The following is a 16,480-nucleotide window of genomic DNA, read 5'->3' as shown; positions in this document are numbered from 1 at the left end:
CGAGTTGTATTTATTACAGCATATTCAACAAACCAGGAATACCCAAGCGCTGGATATGCAGAGCGTTGTCACCATCCTGATAGGCCAGCAGCCGGCCTTCGTGATGCCAGATGCGAAACGCCAAAGAATGAGATAACACCCGAATCGGATAATCTCTGGGCAATTGCTGCAAATACGGCTGCATGCTGACAAAGTCGGTAGCGCCGTATTGCTCCATGATAAATTTTAAACCACCGTTGCGCGGCCCAATGTTATAAGCCAATAGGCCCAGAAACAAATCGTTATTCATCTCGGCCAAATAATATTTTAAGGTGGCGGCCGCAACAAAAGCATTATGGCGATTATCCAGCATGGATAATTTATCCACCCCCAGTTGTTGCTGGGCCTGATCCTGAATGAATTTGGGCACAGCGGTAATTTGAAATAATCCATGACCACCATCCACGCTGTCGCGGGGCAGAAATGAGGATTCGGTGGCGGCTACCCCCATTAAGACATCCAGATCCAGATCATAACTGGCGGCAGCATCGCGGATATCGGCATCATAGAGCTGGGCGCGGTCTATCATGGCTTGCAAATCGGTTTCGGTGTAACGCCGGTAAGCGGCATAGACCTGATGGGCCAGATTCAGTTTGGCGGCTTGTTGTCTACCGCCCAGTAATCCGCGAAAATGGTCGGACATTGCCCGATTTTCCGGCTGTAAACCCAGACTAGTCACGGCAACGGCGAGTATCAAGCTCAGCAAGGCCGGCAAGGACCAGCTTGTCTGCAACAGCCGCAGCCGTAATCGGCCCCACAAATTAAGCAGCACAGCCAATAGCACAATCCAGCCGGCAATGCCCAGCACAAACGGCAACAGATTTTCCAAAAAATCACTACCACCAAAACGATAGGCGGCATAGCCTATGGCCAGCATGGTGGTAAACACAACCGCAGTACCCAAACTGAAGATTTCCAGCACCAACCAGGACAGACTGCGGCGCAAACCGGGTTTGAAGCGCTGCACCATGACTTTGGCTACCGGCGGCTTGGGTTTACGGCACGGCTTGAGGGGGGTACCAGCCGTAACAACTGACTTAGGCTTAGGCTTAGGCTTAGGCTTAGGCTTAGGCTTAGGCTTAGGCTTAGGCTTAGGCTTAGGCTTGGGCCCAGGCTTGGCCTTGGGTTTAACTGGTTTGGCAGGTGGTATTTGACTGGTCATGTCGGCATTATAGAGTGAATAACTCAAGCTGCGCAGCGGTTTAAGCACTGGGCCTGGTGACGTGGATCAATCGCACACAGAGTAAGGCCGCACTAATCGCCAATAACCAGTTGCCCCCCATTTCACAAAAATACAGCCATTGTAAAATCCAGGGTTCCGGGCGAATGAAGTGATAATAGAGGGCGATTTGCTGTAACTGAATTTCCAGTAAACCCAACAGCACAAAAGGTGTGGTCAGACCCAGCACTGCGAAAGCAGCGGGTATTCCCGCCAGTAGTAACAACAGGCGCTGCCGCAGGCTAACTACCGGCCAAATCAGCAGCAGACTAAATTCTACGATCAACGGGGCCAGATCATGCAGCACATGATGCACTACGGTTAATTTGATGCCCGGTTTCAGGGTTTGCTGGGCGCTCAGAGCCAAGGGCTGCTGCAACACCATCTGTAACTCCAGATTGGCCTCGGCACCTGCCCCATTCAGGCTGACATGGGCGCGATAGGCATTTGCCGCCAACCCGATAATCCATTCTATATAAGGGATAAACCAGCCCAACAATGGTTGCGCCCAGAACCAGCCCAGCAGGGAAAGCAACAGCCAAGTGGCCAGACCGCGCCACACCAAGCGCGGCAGATCAGTGCCTGACATGAACAACGCCAGCCACCCCGGCGGCCCAATAGGCAAACAGACCACAAGCAGTCATGATAAACAAGGTCGGGGCCAGATAAACATGTACCAGACTGAACCAGCTAGGCTGATAGGCACTTATAAAGTAGATGGCGCAAATCCGCAGGATATTCAAGATATATAAGCCAGTGAATACCGTAGCAATCCCGCTCAGTTTACGACGCATCGCCGCCGGAAACACCAATACGGCTGCCAGTACCAGAAAAAAACCACCGGCACCATCACATCCCCGCACGATGGCCAAGTCGGCGCGGGCTGAAACGATATGGTTTTGCATGGCGGCTACGCCTTCTGTCGGCGCTACGGCATTGATCAACGCGGCACATTCACGAGTCAGAGTTTGGTAATAAATCAATTCGGCCAGCAACTGATTAGGCAATTGAAAATAGGCGTAATGACAAAGCCCATAAATCAGGGCAAACAAGACTAGCTGCCCATAGTAACGGGATGAACTGGAGTTTGCTGCAGAAACGGGGTAAGCCATAGTGGTCGGCGAGAAGCGGGATTGTAGAGGTTTAGTATAAAACTAAGTTGGCAACTTAAGCACTGTTTTGTACTTGGCCGCTATCTGAAGCTATATGTCCGGTTAAACTGGTTTAACATTTATTTTATCTGGCTGTCATGGTGTTGCCATAATAACCGTTTATTTTTAATAGCCATATTTTGTATTTTGTGGTAAAAATATCCGGACTTGCAAGCAGTCGTCTTAAGCCTATTGCAAGTATTTGAAAGGATTTAATTTAGCTTATTGCACTTCAATGCCGCAACTGGATTTCCGGCAAAGAGCGTCCCTTGTCAGCTCAGGCACTCCAGCATCTATCTCTCCGGCACGTGTAATCTGCATTATTAACGGTTATCCGTTGCGTTGCCCTCAAAGAGGTTATAGAGATGAGTTTAATAGATCATAAACGTGCTGTGATCAGCATAAGCAAGGGTTTGCTGCTTGTCTTTATGCTGTCCAGCATAACTGAGGTTTCGGCCCGAGTACCCGACTCCATCAAAAGCGTAGCGCCAAAAATCCGCCTGACTCATGCTATAGATGACCAAGACCGGGTAACACTGCACGGTAACCGTCATCCGGCACTGAATACCAGTATCGACCAGGGTCCGGTGAATGCAGAACTGGTGTTACAAAACATGATCTTAGTATTGCAACCTTCCGCTAGCCAACAGGCGGAACTGGATGCGTTTACCCAGGCCCAGCAAACACCCGGCTCCCCCGAATACCATCACTGGTTAACACCGGAAGAATTCGGCAATCACTTCGGCGTGGCGGCACAAGATATCACCACTATTAAAAATTATCTGACCAGTCATGGCTTTAGCGTGACCGATCAGCTCAGCGGCGCTCACACCATCGTGTTTAGCGGCACGGCAGCCCAAGTAAAACAGGCTTTTCATACTGAAATTCACAATTATCTCTGGCAAGGTGAAAATCATATTGCCAACAGCAGCGAACCTCAGATTCCGGCGGCACTTTCTTCAGTAGTGAGCGGGATTGTGAATTTACATGATTTTCAGAGCAAGTCTCGCAAGCCGTCGACCACTCCATCCACTCCCGGCTCCAGTCTGACGCCCAATATCCTTCCGGATGCGAACACCGACTTGATTGCGCCTTATCTGAATCTGACTTCCACTAGTCACTATCTGACCCCCAGTGATTTTGCCGCCATTTACGACATCAATCCACTGTATGCCGCCAATATTAACGGCAGCGGCGTCACCATTGCGGTACTTGGAAAAACTGATGTGTTGCTGGGGGATATTTCCAAATTTCAAACCGTTAATCAACCGCCCTTCACAACCGTGAATCTGCCGATAGTTGTGCAAGCCAACGGTGATCCGGGTTATGTGAGCAGCGATCAGACCGAATCGACGCTGGATCTGGAATGGGCCGGGGCCATTGCCCCGCAGGCTACCGTGAAATTCGTCACTTCACCGGGCGGGCCATTAACGGTAAATCACTTCACAGTCCAGGGTGATGGTATTACTTATTCGGCTTTATACACCGTTACCAATAATTTGGCCGATGTGATCAGCCTGAGTTACGGTGCCTGTGAACAAAGTATGGGCAGCACTTATTTAAACTATTACAATAACCTATGGCAACAGGCCGCTGCTCAGGGCACGACTGTGGTAGTGTCGTCCGGGGACAGCGGCGCGGCCGGTTGCGATGCATCAAGCAACTCAACAGCCAGCAATGGCTTAGGGATCAATGGCTTGTGCAGCTCACCCTATAGTACCTGTGTTGGCGGTACTGAATTTAATGAGGGTAGCAATACATCTTACTGGTTAAGCAATAATCCGGCGCAAACACCTTACACCACAGCAACCGGCTATATACCCGAAGTAGTGTGGAATGAAAGCGGCACTGTGTTGTATGCCTCCGGCGGCGGCAAAAGTCAGTTCTGGAGTAAACCCAATTGGCAAGTTGCCGGGGGAGTGCCTGCAGATGGGGTTAGAGATGTGCCCGATGTTTCCATGACCGCAGCACTGCATGATAGTTATCAGATCTGGATAACGGTAAATGGCGTGGTGACTCAGCAGTTTATCGGCGGAACTTCAGCAGCCACACCGGCTTTTGCCGGTATTCTGGCACTGGCGGTGCAATATAATGGTGGCCGGCTGGGTAATATTAATCCCACGCTTTATGGTTTATCACAATTGCAGAGCAACGGCAGTTATGGCTATTTTCATCCCACCCTATCCGGAAATAATTCGGTACCGGGCCAGATTGGCTACACAGCCACCGGCACCGCCTATAACCTGGCCACCGGCCTGGGCTCGGTGGATGCCAATATTTTGATCCGACACTGGCGTGATTACGGCAATGCCAATAATAAAACCTTGCGTGCCGCGATCAGCAATATCAGCAGCTCCCTGCTTAACCCCAGTAATACCAATATCAGTATCAGCAGCTCTGCTGCCAGCATCACGGCAGGCCAAGCCCTGACTCTGACCGCCAATGTCAGCGGTGATGTACCAAGCGGTTCGGTACAATTTTTGGCTAACGGCGTGGCATTGGACCACACCGCCACATTGTCCGGCGGAGTCGCCAGCCTGACCACTGCTGCGTTGACCAGCAGCGGCACTAATCTGATCACAGCCCACTATCTAGGCGATAACAATAATTTGCCCAGCTCGACAGTCTCTGCTCTATCCGAATTCGTGCTGGCTGCACCCAGCATCAGTATTGCAGTATCAGCCCCCACCATTAGTGCCGGGCAAAGCCTGACCATTACTGCAACTGTAAGCGGGGCTAGCCCAAGCGGCAGCATCCAGTTTTATTTGAATGGTGCCGCACTGGATAGTCCGGTCAGCTTGGTTGGCGGCGTTGCCGCTTTAACCACCAATCATATTAATATCACCGGCAATGACACGCTCAGTGCGGTTTATTCGGGAGACGCCAATAACGCCGGCGCCAGTTCCGCCGGCCTGACAGAAACGGTCACCGCAGCCCTGCCCACCCCTGCCCCGCTGCTGTCAGCGTGGATGGAACTGGTATTGGCTCTGCTGCTGGCGGCCATGCTTGTTCGACACCGAAAGTTCAGCCCGTAACTACGGCTGCTTACCTGTATTAATTTTTATACCTTACCGCAAACCCAGGAAACTTCCAGAGAGGATGAGAAAAATGAAAAACTATCGTGCGGCTATACTGCAGGCAGTCTATGTAATCACAGCGGTTTTGGTTCCGCAGCTGGCAACAGCTTTTGACGGCCAGGTCAGCGGACAGATTGATATTATTCAGGGGGCAAGTACTGCTGCTTCCAGCAACACTTTTACAGTATCACTGAAAAATGCACCGGCTCTGTGCGGCAATACCAATACCAGCGCCTATTTATTGAATACCGATATTAATTACAAACTGAATGCCACGATATTGCTGACAGCCAAAAGCCTGGGCAGTACCGTTACTTTATCCAGCAATCGTGATAGTAACGGTTATTGCCAGATTATTCAGTTCAGTATTCAGTAACATGGGGTAAAAATTTCAGGTGGTTTCGTGGATGTCCCGGTCGGATAAGCCGGTAAGCGTTTGCAAAGCTTTATCGGATTTGGCATGTAGACGGCTGAAGGCATCATGCAACACTTCCCAACCGGCAAAGTCTATGATTTGCCAGTTACTGGTATTGCGATCCCATTCGGTATCCAGAAATACGCCCTGAGCCACCAGACGTTTGAATACTTCATCACTAGGGGCATTTAGATAAGCCTGGACAATGTCGCGGTCTGCATCGGCCAGCAATCTGGCCGCCGGTTTGCCGTTGCTGGCATGTTGATTGGTGTACAAAACCAATCCAGGATCAATACCAACCCGCAACAGGGTATCGCAATGCCCGCTAAAATTTTCCAGTTGGAACGGTATCTGACGGCTCATATATCAGCTTTGTTTAAGATTAGTAAGTGGTAATTATTCAGCCTCGATTCAGCAACACGAAATCAAGCTTACCTAGCCCGGTTATTATCAATTCCCAGTCAGTTTGGCAATCAGCATTTTGTTAACTTCAGCAGGGTTAGCTTTGCCCTGAGTCTGCTTCATGACTTGCCCGACAAAGAATCCGAATACCTTGTCTTTGCCGCTACGATATTGCTCAACCTGACCTGGGTTTGCGGCAATGATGGCGTCGATAATAGCTTCAATTGCGCCGGTATCGGTGATTTGCACCAAACCATCCTGCTCGATAATTTCATCAGCGCTGAGCTGACTGTGCCACATTTTATCGAACACCTGTTTGGCAATTTTCCCGGAAATGGTGTTATCGGCTATGCGCTTCAGCAATCCGGCCAGACGCAGACTGTCTACCGGGCTGTGGCTGATTTCCAGCCCAGCTTTGTTCAAGGCACCCAGGACATCGCCGCTTAGCCAGTTACTGCACAGCTTGGCTTCCACACCGGATTCTTTAACCAGCGCTTCATAATAATCAGCCAGTTCCCGTGACGAGGTCAGGATGCCTGCTGTTTCTGTATCTAGCCCATATTGTTCAATAAAACGCTGCTTTTTAACGTGCGGCAGTTCCGGCAAAGTGGCGCGAATTTCAGTTTTCAGTGCTTCTTCGACAATAACCGGCAATAAATCGGGATCAGGAAAATAGCGATAGTCGTTGGCCTCTTCCTTGCTGCGCATGGAACGGGTTTCATCTTTGTTCGCATCATACAGCCGGGTTTCCTGAATGATACGGCCACCGCCTTCCAATACATCGATATGCCGCTCTATTTCGTAATTGATGGCTTTTTCGACAAATTTAAAGGAATTGATGTTTTTAATTTCCACCCGTACCCCGTATTCGGTTTGACTTTTGGGCTTGACCGAGACATTGGCATCACAGCGAAACGAACCTTCCTGCATATTGCCGTCGCAGATCTCCAGATAGCGCACCAGCTCATGGAGCTGGCGCATATAGGCTACGGCTTCCTTGGCGGAACGCAAATCAGGTTCTGAGACGATTTCCAGCAAAGGTGTGCCGGCCCGATTTAAGTCTATACCGCTCAAACCATGAAAATCTTCATGCAAAGATTTACCGGCATCTTCTTCCAGATGGGCTCTGGTGATACCAATGCGTTTTTGTTCACCATCAACTTCAATATCCAGATAACCTTTGCCGACTATCGGCAGTTCAAACTGGCTGATTTGATAGCCCTTGGGTAAATCAGGGTAAAAATAGTTTTTGCGGGCAAATATCGATTGCGGTGCAATTTCGGCATCAATAGCCAAACCAAAGGTAACAGCCATACGCACTGCCTCACGGTTTAATACCGGCAATACGCCAGGCAAACCCAAATCAACGGCACAAGCCTGACTATTGGGTTCGGCTCCGTAAGCAGTGGCGGCTCCAGAAAAGATTTTGGATTTGGTGGCCAACTGGGTGTGGATTTCCAGGCCGATAACGGCTTCCCATTGTGAATTCATAGTTTTTTCCTCGCTGTATTCGGCAACAACCTGGCTCAGGTTTTCCGGTTAAGGCTTATTTATAACCACGCGGCGTTTGCACATGCCAGTCCGTGGCTTGCTGGTATTGATGAGCAATATTAAGCAAACGCGCTTCACTGAAATAATTACCAATAATGTGCAGGCCAACCGGTTTGGTGTCTATGAAACCAGCTGGAATGGACATGGCCGGTAATCCAGCCAGATTGATGGCTATGGTGTAAATATCCGACAAATACATCTGAATCGGATCGCCGGTTTTTTCGCCCAGACTGAAGGCAACGCTAGGCGTAACCGGCCCCATCAACACATCCACCTCACTGAGTGCCCGCTTAAAATCTTCACTAATTAAGCGCCGTACCTGCTGGGCTTTCAGATAATAGGCATCGTAATAACCGGCCGACAGCGCATAAGTACCCATCAAAATTCTACGTTTGACTTCAGCCCCAAAGGCCTCACCACGCGAACGGGTATACAAATCACTCAGATCTGCCGGTTTCTGGCAGCGATAACCAAAACGTACGCCGTCAAAACGAGACAGATTAGAGGAACATTCTGCTGAAGCGATTACATAATAAGCCGGTATGGCATGGCTTAAATTGGGCATGGAGACTTCTTTAATTTGCGCACCGAGTTTTTCGTATTCACTGATCGCCGCCTGAATCAGGGCAGCAATTTCAGGATCGAGATCAGCGCTAAAAAACTCAGCGGGCAGACCAATCTTCAGACCTTGCAAACTATCCTGTAAACCGGCACTGTAATCCGGCACCGGGGTATCGGCACTGGTGGAGTCTTTAGGATCAAAACCAGCCATAACTTGCAATAAAGCAGCGGCATCGGCCGCATTGCGGGTCATCGGCCCACCCTGATCAAGACTGGAGGCGTAGGCTATCATGCCGTAACGCGAGACCCTGCCATAAGTGGGTTTAAGACCGGTTATGCCGCATAATGCGGCCGGCTGACGGATCGATCCACCGGTATCAGTACCGGTAGCCGCCGGCACCAGCCCGGCAGCTACTGCAGCAGCGGAACCACCGGAAGAGCCACCAGGCACCAGGTTTTCGTTCCAGGGATTGCGTACCGGCCCATAGAAACTGGTTTCATTGGAAGAACCCATGGCAAATTCATCCATATTCAATTTGCCCAGGGTCACAGTACCGGCCAGATTAAATTTTTCCACCACTGTGGCATCGTATGGGGCAATAAAGTTATCCAGCATTTTGGAACCGCAACTGGTTTTAATGCCTTGGGTACAAAAAATATCTTTATGCGCTATCGGGATACCGGTTAAAGGCCCGGCCACACCAGCGGCCAAAGCCTTATCGGCCGCCTTCGCCTGTAGCAGCGCGGTTTCCGGGCTGACAGTAATAAAGGTATTGAGGTCGCGATATTTTTGAATGCGGGCCAGAAATGCCTGGGTTAGTTCGACACTGGAAAACTTTTTTTGGCGCAGACCAGTCGCCAGATCGGTAAGAGTCTTGTTGTGCATATTTGTCCTTAATCAATTACTTTTGGCACCAGATACAGACCAGCCTCAGTTTGCGGGGCTATACTCTGGAAATGCCGGTGCTGATCGGTTTCGCTGACCACATCGTCACGCAGGCGCTGGGTCTGATCCAACGGATGCGACATGGGTAGTACACCAGCTGTGGGTAATTGACCCATTTGGGTCATTAAATTCAGTATGCCGGTTAAATCGTCTGCATATTGTGCTATATCATCAGCAGCAATACCCAGTCTGGCCAGGTGGGCAATTTTTTTGACATCATCAGCAGTCAAGGACATGGCTGGGCTCCAAGTTTTACTATATTTAGGCAATGCAGGGTAATTTCAGCCGGCAGACTGCCGCCGGTACGCAACCGAGGTTTAAACACAGCAGCGGGCACACCAGCAAGAATGCCTGCTTGCGCCTAGGCATGATTTCGCTTGCCGAATTTTGCAGTGCACTTGCTATATTTTACTCTGCGAAACGCTATATAATACTTTATATCTTGCCCAACTGCCTGCTTGATTGTTAAAGTAGTGGGATTTTCTGTGTAGTCTGGTGAAATCATGTTCAAACGCATTCGTGGCCTTTTTTCTAACGATTTATCTATCGATTTAGGGACGGCAAATACGCTAATTTACGTTCCTGGCCAAGGAATTGTGCTTAATGAGCCTTCGGTTGTTGCAATCAAAGAAGACAAGGTGCGTGGCCAAAAAACCATCGCCGCGATCGGTTCGGATGCCAAAAGCATGCTCGGTCGTACGCCGGGCAATATTACCGCGATTCGCCCTCTGAAAGACGGGGTAATTGCCGACTTTGCCGTCACTGAACGCATGTTGCGCCACTTTATCAAAAAAGTGCACGAAAACAAGTTACTCAGACCCAGCCCACGCATCCTGATTTGCGTGCCTTGTGGTTCAACTCAAGTAGAGAGACGCGCCATCCGCGAATCTGCGGCGATGGCCGGCGCCCGCGAGGTATATCTGATTGAAGAGCCGATGTCGGCGGCGGTAGGTGCGGGTTTACCGGTTGAAGCCGCACATGGTTCCATGGTGCTGGACATTGGCGGCGGTACTTCCGAAGTGGCGGTTATTTCCTTAAACGGCATCGTTTATTCGGCTTCGGTACGGATAGGCGGCGATCGATTCGATGAATCCATTATCAGTTATGTGCGCCGTAATTACGGCACCCTGATCGGTGAAGCCACCGCTGAAAAAATCAAACACACTATCGGTGCCGCTTATCCGGGCAGCGAAGTACGGGAAATGCAGGTGACAGGCCGCAATCTGGCTGAAGGCGTACCGCGCAGCTTCTCTTTGAACAGCAATGAAATTCTGGAAGCCTTACAGGAACCTCTGTCCGGCATCGTTAGTGCCGTGAAAGTGGCGCTGGAGCAAACCCCACCGGAACTGGGCGCAGATGTGGCTAGTCGCGGGATTGTGCTGACCGGCGGCGGCGCTTTGCTGAAAGATATAGACCGACTGATTTCTGAAGAAACCGGTTTGCCGGTGTATATTGCCGATGATCCACTGACTTGTGTGGCACGCGGCGGCGGCATTATTCTGGAAATGCTGGACTCAAAAGGGGCTTCAGCGTTTTCGCTGGAATAAACCCACCCGGCCCGGCAAGATAAGGAACTCCAAGCTCAGCACGGTAGCCCAAGCCAGGACTGGGAAGCTGTTCATCCCTGCTGACACGGCATTTTATTACTGATTGTTTGAGGTTGTACTATAAAACTCTTATTTGCTACCGGGCCTTCCTTAAATACACGTCTGCTGGTGGCCGTACTGGTATCGATTACGCTACTGGTGATCGATTATCGCGGCGCTAAACTGAACTCTTTGCGTTCCTTGCTGGCTTTTGCTGTTTACCCTCTACAAAATCTGGCAAGTCTTCCGGCTGACACTATCCACCGGCTATCCAGCACTGTAATTTCTTATGTGGAATTACAAAAGGAGAATCAGCGCCTGAAAGAAATACAGCTGATTAACGACGGCAAGCTGCTGAAACTGGCGGCACTGGAAAAAGAAAACATCCGCTTGCGCCTGCTGCTGGAAAATTCTTTTCAACTTGGCGAACAGGTGCTGGTGGCCGAGCTGTTGTCTGTGAAGCTGGAACCTTATGAACATACCGTGGTGGTCAACAAAGGCACCCGCTTTGGTGTCCACCCTAAACAGCCGGTACTGGATGCCAACGGCATCGTCGGCCAGGTAATCAGGGCCTTGCCCAACACCTCTGAAGTCATGCTGATTACCGACCCCAATCACGCCATTCCGGTGGAAGTGAACCGTAATGGTTTGCGGACAATTGCCTTCGGCACCGGCCAGCCCAATCGTCTGCATTTGCCGTTTCTGGCCAATAATGCCGATATTGTGCCGGGCGATTTGCTGGTCACATCGGGTCTGGGCGGGGGTTTTCCAGCCGGTTATCCGGTGGCAGTGGTGGACAAGTTTGAAGCCAGACCGGATAAATCCTTTGCCAATATTTACGCCACGCCTAAAGCGCAACTGGATTCCAGCCGCGAATTTTTGATTGTGTGGAGCGATACCACGCCAGTAGTGCTGGGTGAACACGATCAAGCCAAACCATCGACCGGTTCTGAGTCCAGCCATGCCGCGCCCTGACGCTTTTGCCTATTTTTACTACATGCTGACCATCGCCGCAGCGATGATATTGCGCGTAACCTCCATCTGGCCCAGCCTGGACCCGTTTAATCCGGACTGGGTATTGCTGGTACTGATCTACTGGTGTATTGCCTTGCCGGAACGGTTTGGGGTGTTTACCGCCTGGTGGGTGGGCTTGCTGACTGATGTATTGACCGGGCGGCTTTTGGGGCAATATGCCTTGATTTATGCCTTGATGGCTTACTTTAGCATTCGTGAACACCGGCGGCTGCGCCAATTTCCGATCATTCAGCAATGTGTGTTTGTGTTTTTTTGTGTGTTAGGCTCGGAAAGCATTATTTTCGGCACAGAAAGCATGAAAGCTGGCAACCGCTTATCCTATGATTTTTGGTATCCGGTGATCAGCGCGGCGTTGGTTTGGCCGCTGGTATTTGGGGTGATGCGTTATATCCGCGTGGTAACGCGTATCGCCTGATGCTGTATGGATAGAAAGTTTGCCATCAAAGATTCTCTGGCGGAAAACCGGATTTTTTTAAGCCGTGTCGTCGCCGCTTTCGTGCTGATTATGCTGTTGATTGCCGGTCTGGTCGTGCGTTTGGTGTATCTACAGATTGTCGGCCATGAGCATTACGCCACCTTATCAAAAGACAACCGCATCAAGATTTCACCTTTGCCGCCGACTCGCGGCATTATCTATGATCGCCGCGGCCGAATGCTGGCGCAAAACGTGCCGACTTACAGCCTGGAATTGATTCCGGAACAGATTGAAAATCTGGACGATACCCTGCAAAAACTGCAGCAGTTGCTGAATATTTCCGATGAAAAAATTGATTTGTTTCAAAAACTGCGCAAACGTAACAAATCATTTACCACCACACCCTTACTGCAAAATCTGACTGAAGAGGATGTGGCGAAATTTGCGGTGGTGCGCCCGTATTTTCCCGGTGTGGATGTTTATGCCAGACTGGTGCGTTATTATCCTTATGCCGATCTGGCCGCGCATGTGGTGGGTTATGTCGGTAGAATCAATGAGCAGGAATTAAAAGTTCTGCCCATCGCTGAATACCGTGGCACCGATTTCATCGGTAAGAACGGTATCGAAAAAAACTATGAAAACCAGCTGCACGGTACCGCCGGCTATGCAGAAATTGAGACCAATGCCCAGGCTAGAGCGGTTAATACCGTATCCACTACTGAGCCGATAGCCGGAGCCAATATCTATTTGACGCTGGATATCGATCTGCAAAAAATTGCTTACGATGCTCTGGGTGAATTCAACGGGGCTGCAGTAGCAATAGACATCAAGACCGGCGGGGTTTTAGTGTTTGCCAGCCGGCCAGGCTTTGACCCCAATCCATTTGTGTCTGGCATTTCCGCCAAGGACTATAAGGCCTTGCAGGATTCGCCGGATCAACCCCTGTACAACCGGGCTCTGCGCGGCCAATATCCGCCCGGATCAACGGTGAAACCATTTCTGGGATTGGCTGGTCTGGAATACGGTGTTGCCGATTTTGGTCATCGTTTGTTTTGCCCTGGTTATTATCGGCTACCCAATGTAGAACATAAATACCGGGACTGGAAAAAATGGGGCCACGGAGTAGTGGATATGAACGAGGCCATCACCCAATCCTGTGACGTGTATTTTTATGATCTGGCGCTGGCGCTGGGCATAGACCGCATACATGAGTTTCTGGACAAATTTGGGTTTGGTAAACGCACCGGCATTGATCTGGTTGGCGAAGTGGATGGCTTATTGCCGTCCAAGGAATGGAAAAAGGCCAATCGCAATCAGGCCTGGTATCCGGGTGAAACTTTAATCACAGGTATTGGTCAGGGCTATATGCAGGCCACACCGTTACAGTTGGCTAAAGCGGTGGCTACGCTGGCCAATCACGGCAAGGTGATTACGCCGCATCTGGTGCAACAGATTATCAATGCCGACTATGCCGATTCGATTGAATTACTGCCCGATGAAGTAATCCCCCTGAAAGAACAAAATGTGGACAATATTATTCTGGCCATGACTAATGTGGTGCATGGAGCACGCGGTACTGCTGGTAAGCTGGATAAAGCGGTGGGTTATCAAATCGCCGGCAAAACCGGTACCGCCCAGGTATTTACCATTAAACAGGAAGAAAAATATAATGAGGACGCCATTGATTTTAAAATGCGCGACCACGCCTTATTCATCTCATTTGCCCCGGTGCACGATCCACAGATTGCCGTGGCAGTTATTGCAGAACATGGTGGCCACGGTGGCTCGGTAGCGGCGCCGATAGCCGGCGAAATTATTGATGCCTATCTGAATCCTAAAAAAGCCAAGCCTGATGAAAAATGAAACCCGCCAAGAGCATTTTAATTCGCCGTCACTGATCGGTAATTTATTACGTAAATTACATATCGATATTCCGCTGTTGCTGGGATTACTGATGATCTGCGCCTTAAGTTTTGTGATTTTATACAGCGCCGGCGGCCAAAAAATTGCGGTGTTGATTCGGCACGGTACCCACATGGGGCTGGCGCTATTGCTGATGACGGTACTTGCCCACATCAATCCTCGCCAGTTTCAGAACTTTTCGCTGGTACTATTCACGATTTGCGTATTGCTGCTGCTGGCGGTAATGGTAATGGGCCAAATCGGCAAAGGTGCGCAGCGTTGGCTGGATTTGGGGTTTTTCCGTTTTCAGCCTTCTGAACTGACTAAACTCAGCGCCCCCATGATGGTGGCCTGGTATCTGTCTGAACATGCCTTACCGCCCAAGGCCAAGCATGTCGCTATCGCCACCGGCTTTTTGAGCCTGCCGGTATTATTAATTGCCAAACAACCCGATTTGGGCACTGCGTTACTGGTAGCCAGTTCCGGGGCAGCCGTACTGTTTTTTGCCGGATTGTCCTGGTGGGTAATGTTGGGAGGGATAACACTGCTGGGCTGTTTGACACCACTATTATGGCATTTTATGCGGGAGTATCAACGGAACCGGGTGCTGACTTTTATCAACCCGGAAGCCGACCCGATGGGGGCTGGTTATCATATTATCCAGTCAAAAATTGCTATCGGCTCAGGCGGCATCAACGGTAAGGGCTGGCTGGGCAGTAGTCAGGCCGAGCTGGATTTTTTACCGGAAAGCTCTACCGATTTTATTTTTGCGGTGTTTGCCGAAGAATTTGGTTTATTTGGTTGCGTCGGCTTATTGTTATTGTATTTGCTGGTGATCAGCCGCTGTTTTTATATTGCCGTGCAAGCTCAGGATACTTATGGCCGTTTGTTGGCCGGCAGTCTGGCTTTTACGTTTTTTGTCTATGTATTTGTCAATATCGGCATGGTGATTGGGGTATTACCGGTAGTCGGCGTACCCTTGCCTATGGTGAGTTATGGCGGTACTTCGATGGTGACACTGATGGCCGGCTTTGGCATTTTGATGTCGATTCATACTCATCGCAAATTATTGCCAGTGTAATAACACAGGCAACCCTGACTATATATTCAGACTATTTATGAAATTTAAACTCACTTTAGCATTATTGCTGACTGTTTTACCCTATCAGTTCGGCTGGGCTGCTGTCGCTGCAACCGACAGCTTTGAAAGTTTTATTCACACCATGGTGCAACGCCACCATTTCCAGGAAAGTGCGTTGCGCCAGCAATTTGCGTCCGTGGAAATTCAGCAAAACATATTGGATGCCATCAGCAAACCTGCAGAAGCCAAACCCTGGTATCAATACCGGGAGATTTTTCTGACTGAGGCGCGTATTGCAGCCGGGGTACAGTTCTGGCAGGATAACGCGGCTACTTTGCAGGCGGTGGAACGTGAATACGGAGTACCGGCTCCGATTTTGCTTGCCATTATTGGCGTAGAGAGCAAATTTGGGGCTCATACCGGCAAGTATAGGGTGATAGATGCGTTATCCACTTTAGGGTTTGCCTATCCGAAACGCAGCGATTTTTTCTTAAAAGAACTGTCCAGCTTTTTGTTATTGAGCCGTGATGAACATCTGGATGCCCTGCAACCGATGGGTTCTTATGCCGGAGCCATGGGTTTGCCGCAATTTATGCCCAGCAGTTTTTTAAGCTATGCTGTGGATTTTGATCACGATGGCAAACGGGATATTTGGCATAACAACGCCGATGCCATTGCCAGTGTTGCCCATTATTTTGTCGCCAATCAATGGCGGCGCGGCGAAGCCGTGGTTGTGCCGGTTTCGGCCAAAGGTCACGCTTATCAGCACTACCTGACATCGGGAGTGAAACCTGATACCAGTGTCCAGCAGTTGCGCACAGCACAAGTGCATTTACCGGCTGCCCTACCCGCCAAACTCCAAGTCAAATTATTAAGCTTTCCGCTGCAGGACGGTGCCGAACTTTGGGCCGGGTTGCATAATTTTTATGTCATCACTCGCTATAATCATAGTCCTTTGTACGCGATGGCCGTTTATCAACTGAGTCAGGCCATTGCCGAGCGCAAAAAGTCAACCAATTGATGCCACTGGCTCATGCGCACCGAATAGCCATGATGCCAGCCATTTTGATTTATCTTCTCAGCCATTTATTGACTAGCCC

At 50.0% G+C, this 16,480-nt stretch carries 16 protein-coding genes; 9 read left to right on the top strand and 7 right to left on the bottom strand.

Translation table 11 applies throughout. The features are described 5' to 3' along the window. Positions 1–13: 13 nt before the first annotated feature. The gene (locus tag KEF85_RS03025; RefSeq protein WP_246535028.1) at positions 14–1,009 is read right to left on the bottom strand and encodes a transglycosylase SLT domain-containing protein; all 996 of its coding nucleotides are present in this window, start codon (positions 1,007–1,009) and stop codon (positions 14–16) included. Between KEF85_RS03025 and KEF85_RS16780 the strand changes: the two genes are divergently transcribed. After that, positions 1,008–1,193, top strand: a complete 186-nt coding sequence (locus tag KEF85_RS16780) for a hypothetical protein (RefSeq protein ID WP_246535027.1) — start codon at positions 1,008–1,010, stop codon at positions 1,191–1,193. The two genes, KEF85_RS03025 and KEF85_RS16780, sit on opposite strands and share 2 nt — an antisense overlap. A 48-nt stretch (positions 1,194–1,241) precedes the next feature. Here the strand turns inward: KEF85_RS16780 and KEF85_RS03020 are convergent, their stop codons facing one another. Next, the gene (locus tag KEF85_RS03020) at positions 1,242–1,847 is read right to left on the bottom strand and encodes a hypothetical protein (protein ID WP_215583254.1); all 606 of its coding nucleotides are present in this window, start codon (positions 1,845–1,847) and stop codon (positions 1,242–1,244) included. Beyond that, positions 1,834–2,310: an exosortase family protein XrtM gene (gene xrtM / locus KEF85_RS03015; RefSeq protein ID WP_215583253.1), complete on the bottom strand. Its 477-nt coding sequence runs from the start codon at positions 2,308–2,310 to the stop codon at positions 1,834–1,836. Before xrtM ends, KEF85_RS03020 begins: the two co-directional genes overlap by 14 nt. A gap of 464 nt (positions 2,311–2,774) precedes the next feature. Between xrtM and KEF85_RS03010 the strand changes: the two genes are divergently transcribed. Both KEF85_RS03010 and KEF85_RS03005 read left to right on the top strand, forming a co-directional pair. After that, on the top strand, positions 2,775–5,444 hold the full coding sequence (locus tag KEF85_RS03010) for a protease pro-enzyme activation domain-containing protein (protein WP_215583252.1): 2,670 nt from the start codon (positions 2,775–2,777) through the stop codon (positions 5,442–5,444). Between the two features lie 73 nt (positions 5,445–5,517). After that, on the top strand, positions 5,518–5,862 hold the full coding sequence (locus KEF85_RS03005) for a hypothetical protein (RefSeq protein WP_215583251.1): 345 nt from the start codon (positions 5,518–5,520) through the stop codon (positions 5,860–5,862). 15 nt (positions 5,863–5,877) lie between these two features. Here KEF85_RS03005 and KEF85_RS03000 read toward each other — a convergent pair whose 3' ends face one another. The 4 genes from KEF85_RS03000 to gatC all read right to left on the bottom strand — a co-directional run bounded on the left by KEF85_RS03000 (position 5,878) and on the right by gatC (position 9,597). Further along, positions 5,878–6,264: a hypothetical protein gene (locus KEF85_RS03000; protein WP_215583250.1), complete on the bottom strand. Its 387-nt coding sequence runs from the start codon at positions 6,262–6,264 to the stop codon at positions 5,878–5,880. A gap of 87 nt (positions 6,265–6,351) precedes the next feature. Continuing rightward, the gene (gatB, locus tag KEF85_RS02995) at positions 6,352–7,794 is read right to left on the bottom strand and encodes an Asp-tRNA(Asn)/Glu-tRNA(Gln) amidotransferase subunit GatB (RefSeq protein ID WP_215583249.1); all 1,443 of its coding nucleotides are present in this window, start codon (positions 7,792–7,794) and stop codon (positions 6,352–6,354) included. A 55-nt stretch (positions 7,795–7,849) separates the two neighbouring features. Beyond that, positions 7,850–9,301, bottom strand: coding sequence for an Asp-tRNA(Asn)/Glu-tRNA(Gln) amidotransferase subunit GatA (gene gatA, locus KEF85_RS02990; protein WP_215583248.1), 1,452 nt, complete (start codon positions 9,299–9,301; stop codon positions 7,850–7,852). An 8-nt stretch (positions 9,302–9,309) separates the two neighbouring features. Next, positions 9,310–9,597, bottom strand: a complete 288-nt coding sequence (gene gatC / locus KEF85_RS02985) for an Asp-tRNA(Asn)/Glu-tRNA(Gln) amidotransferase subunit GatC (RefSeq protein WP_215583247.1) — start codon at positions 9,595–9,597, stop codon at positions 9,310–9,312. Positions 9,598–9,864: 267 nt separating this feature from the next. Here gatC and KEF85_RS02980 point away from each other — a divergent pair, with 267 nt between their 5' ends. From KEF85_RS02980 to mltB, 6 genes are all read left to right on the top strand, one after another. Continuing rightward, on the top strand, positions 9,865–10,908 hold the full coding sequence (locus KEF85_RS02980) for a rod shape-determining protein (protein WP_215583246.1): 1,044 nt from the start codon (positions 9,865–9,867) through the stop codon (positions 10,906–10,908). A 120-nt stretch (positions 10,909–11,028) separates the two neighbouring features. Then, positions 11,029–11,922: a rod shape-determining protein MreC gene (mreC, locus tag KEF85_RS02975; protein ID WP_215584975.1), complete on the top strand. Its 894-nt coding sequence runs from the start codon at positions 11,029–11,031 to the stop codon at positions 11,920–11,922. Continuing rightward, complete coding sequence (mreD, locus tag KEF85_RS02970; RefSeq protein ID WP_215583245.1) at positions 11,909–12,397, top strand: rod shape-determining protein MreD; 489 nt, start codon at positions 11,909–11,911, stop codon at positions 12,395–12,397. Before mreC ends, mreD begins: the two co-directional genes overlap by 14 nt. Positions 12,398–12,403: 6 nt before the next feature. Beyond that, on the top strand, positions 12,404–14,260 hold the full coding sequence (gene mrdA, locus KEF85_RS02965) for a penicillin-binding protein 2 (RefSeq protein ID WP_215583244.1): 1,857 nt from the start codon (positions 12,404–12,406) through the stop codon (positions 14,258–14,260). Beyond that, positions 14,250–15,380 carry a rod shape-determining protein RodA gene (gene rodA / locus KEF85_RS02960; protein ID WP_215583243.1) on the top strand — a complete coding sequence of 377 codons (1,131 nt, stop codon included), beginning with the start codon at positions 14,250–14,252 and terminating at the stop codon, positions 15,378–15,380. The genes mrdA and rodA overlap by 11 nt, the downstream gene beginning before the upstream one ends. A 37-nt stretch (positions 15,381–15,417) precedes the next feature. Further along, on the top strand, positions 15,418–16,401 hold the full coding sequence (gene mltB / locus KEF85_RS02955) for a lytic murein transglycosylase B (RefSeq protein ID WP_215583242.1): 984 nt from the start codon (positions 15,418–15,420) through the stop codon (positions 16,399–16,401). Positions 16,402–16,480: the final 79 nt, after the last annotated feature.

This window comes from Methylomonas paludis, assembly GCF_018734325.1.
Taxonomy (GTDB): Bacteria; Pseudomonadota; Gammaproteobacteria; order Methylococcales; family Methylomonadaceae; genus Methylomonas; species Methylomonas paludis.
Note: the sequence above shows the minus strand (reverse complement) of the source record. Positions and strands in the feature narration are given on the sequence as shown.

Excerpts from the sequence above, each read along its gene's own strand:
- KEF85_RS16780 (WP_246535027.1), top strand. The coding sequence starts at position 1,008 with ATGACTTTGGCTACCGGCGGCTTGGGTTTACGGCACGGCTTGAGGGGG.
- KEF85_RS03025 (WP_246535028.1), bottom strand. The coding sequence starts at position 1,009 with ATGGTGCAGCGCTTCAAACCCGGTTTGCGCCGCAGTCTGTCCTGGTTG.
- KEF85_RS03020 (WP_215583254.1), bottom strand. The coding sequence starts at position 1,847 with ATGTCAGGCACTGATCTGCCGCGCTTGGTGTGGCGCGGTCTGGCCACT.
- KEF85_RS03010 (WP_215583252.1), top strand. The coding sequence starts at position 2,775 with ATGAGTTTAATAGATCATAAACGTGCTGTGATCAGCATAAGCAAGGGT.
- KEF85_RS03005 (WP_215583251.1), top strand. The coding sequence starts at position 5,518 with ATGAAAAACTATCGTGCGGCTATACTGCAGGCAGTCTATGTAATCACA.
- KEF85_RS03000 (WP_215583250.1), bottom strand. The coding sequence starts at position 6,264 with ATGAGCCGTCAGATACCGTTCCAACTGGAAAATTTTAGCGGGCATTGC.
- gatB (WP_215583249.1), bottom strand. The coding sequence starts at position 7,794 with ATGAATTCACAATGGGAAGCCGTTATCGGCCTGGAAATCCACACCCAG.
- gatA (WP_215583248.1), bottom strand. The coding sequence starts at position 9,301 with ATGCACAACAAGACTCTTACCGATCTGGCGACTGGTCTGCGCCAAAAA.
- gatC (WP_215583247.1), bottom strand. The coding sequence starts at position 9,597 with ATGTCCTTGACTGCTGATGATGTCAAAAAAATTGCCCACCTGGCCAGA.
- KEF85_RS02980 (WP_215583246.1), top strand. The coding sequence starts at position 9,865 with ATGTTCAAACGCATTCGTGGCCTTTTTTCTAACGATTTATCTATCGAT.
- mreD (WP_215583245.1), top strand. The coding sequence starts at position 11,909 with ATGCCGCGCCCTGACGCTTTTGCCTATTTTTACTACATGCTGACCATC.
- mrdA (WP_215583244.1), top strand. The coding sequence starts at position 12,404 with ATGGATAGAAAGTTTGCCATCAAAGATTCTCTGGCGGAAAACCGGATT.
- rodA (WP_215583243.1), top strand. The coding sequence starts at position 14,250 with ATGAAAAATGAAACCCGCCAAGAGCATTTTAATTCGCCGTCACTGATC.
- mltB (WP_215583242.1), top strand. The coding sequence starts at position 15,418 with ATGAAATTTAAACTCACTTTAGCATTATTGCTGACTGTTTTACCCTAT.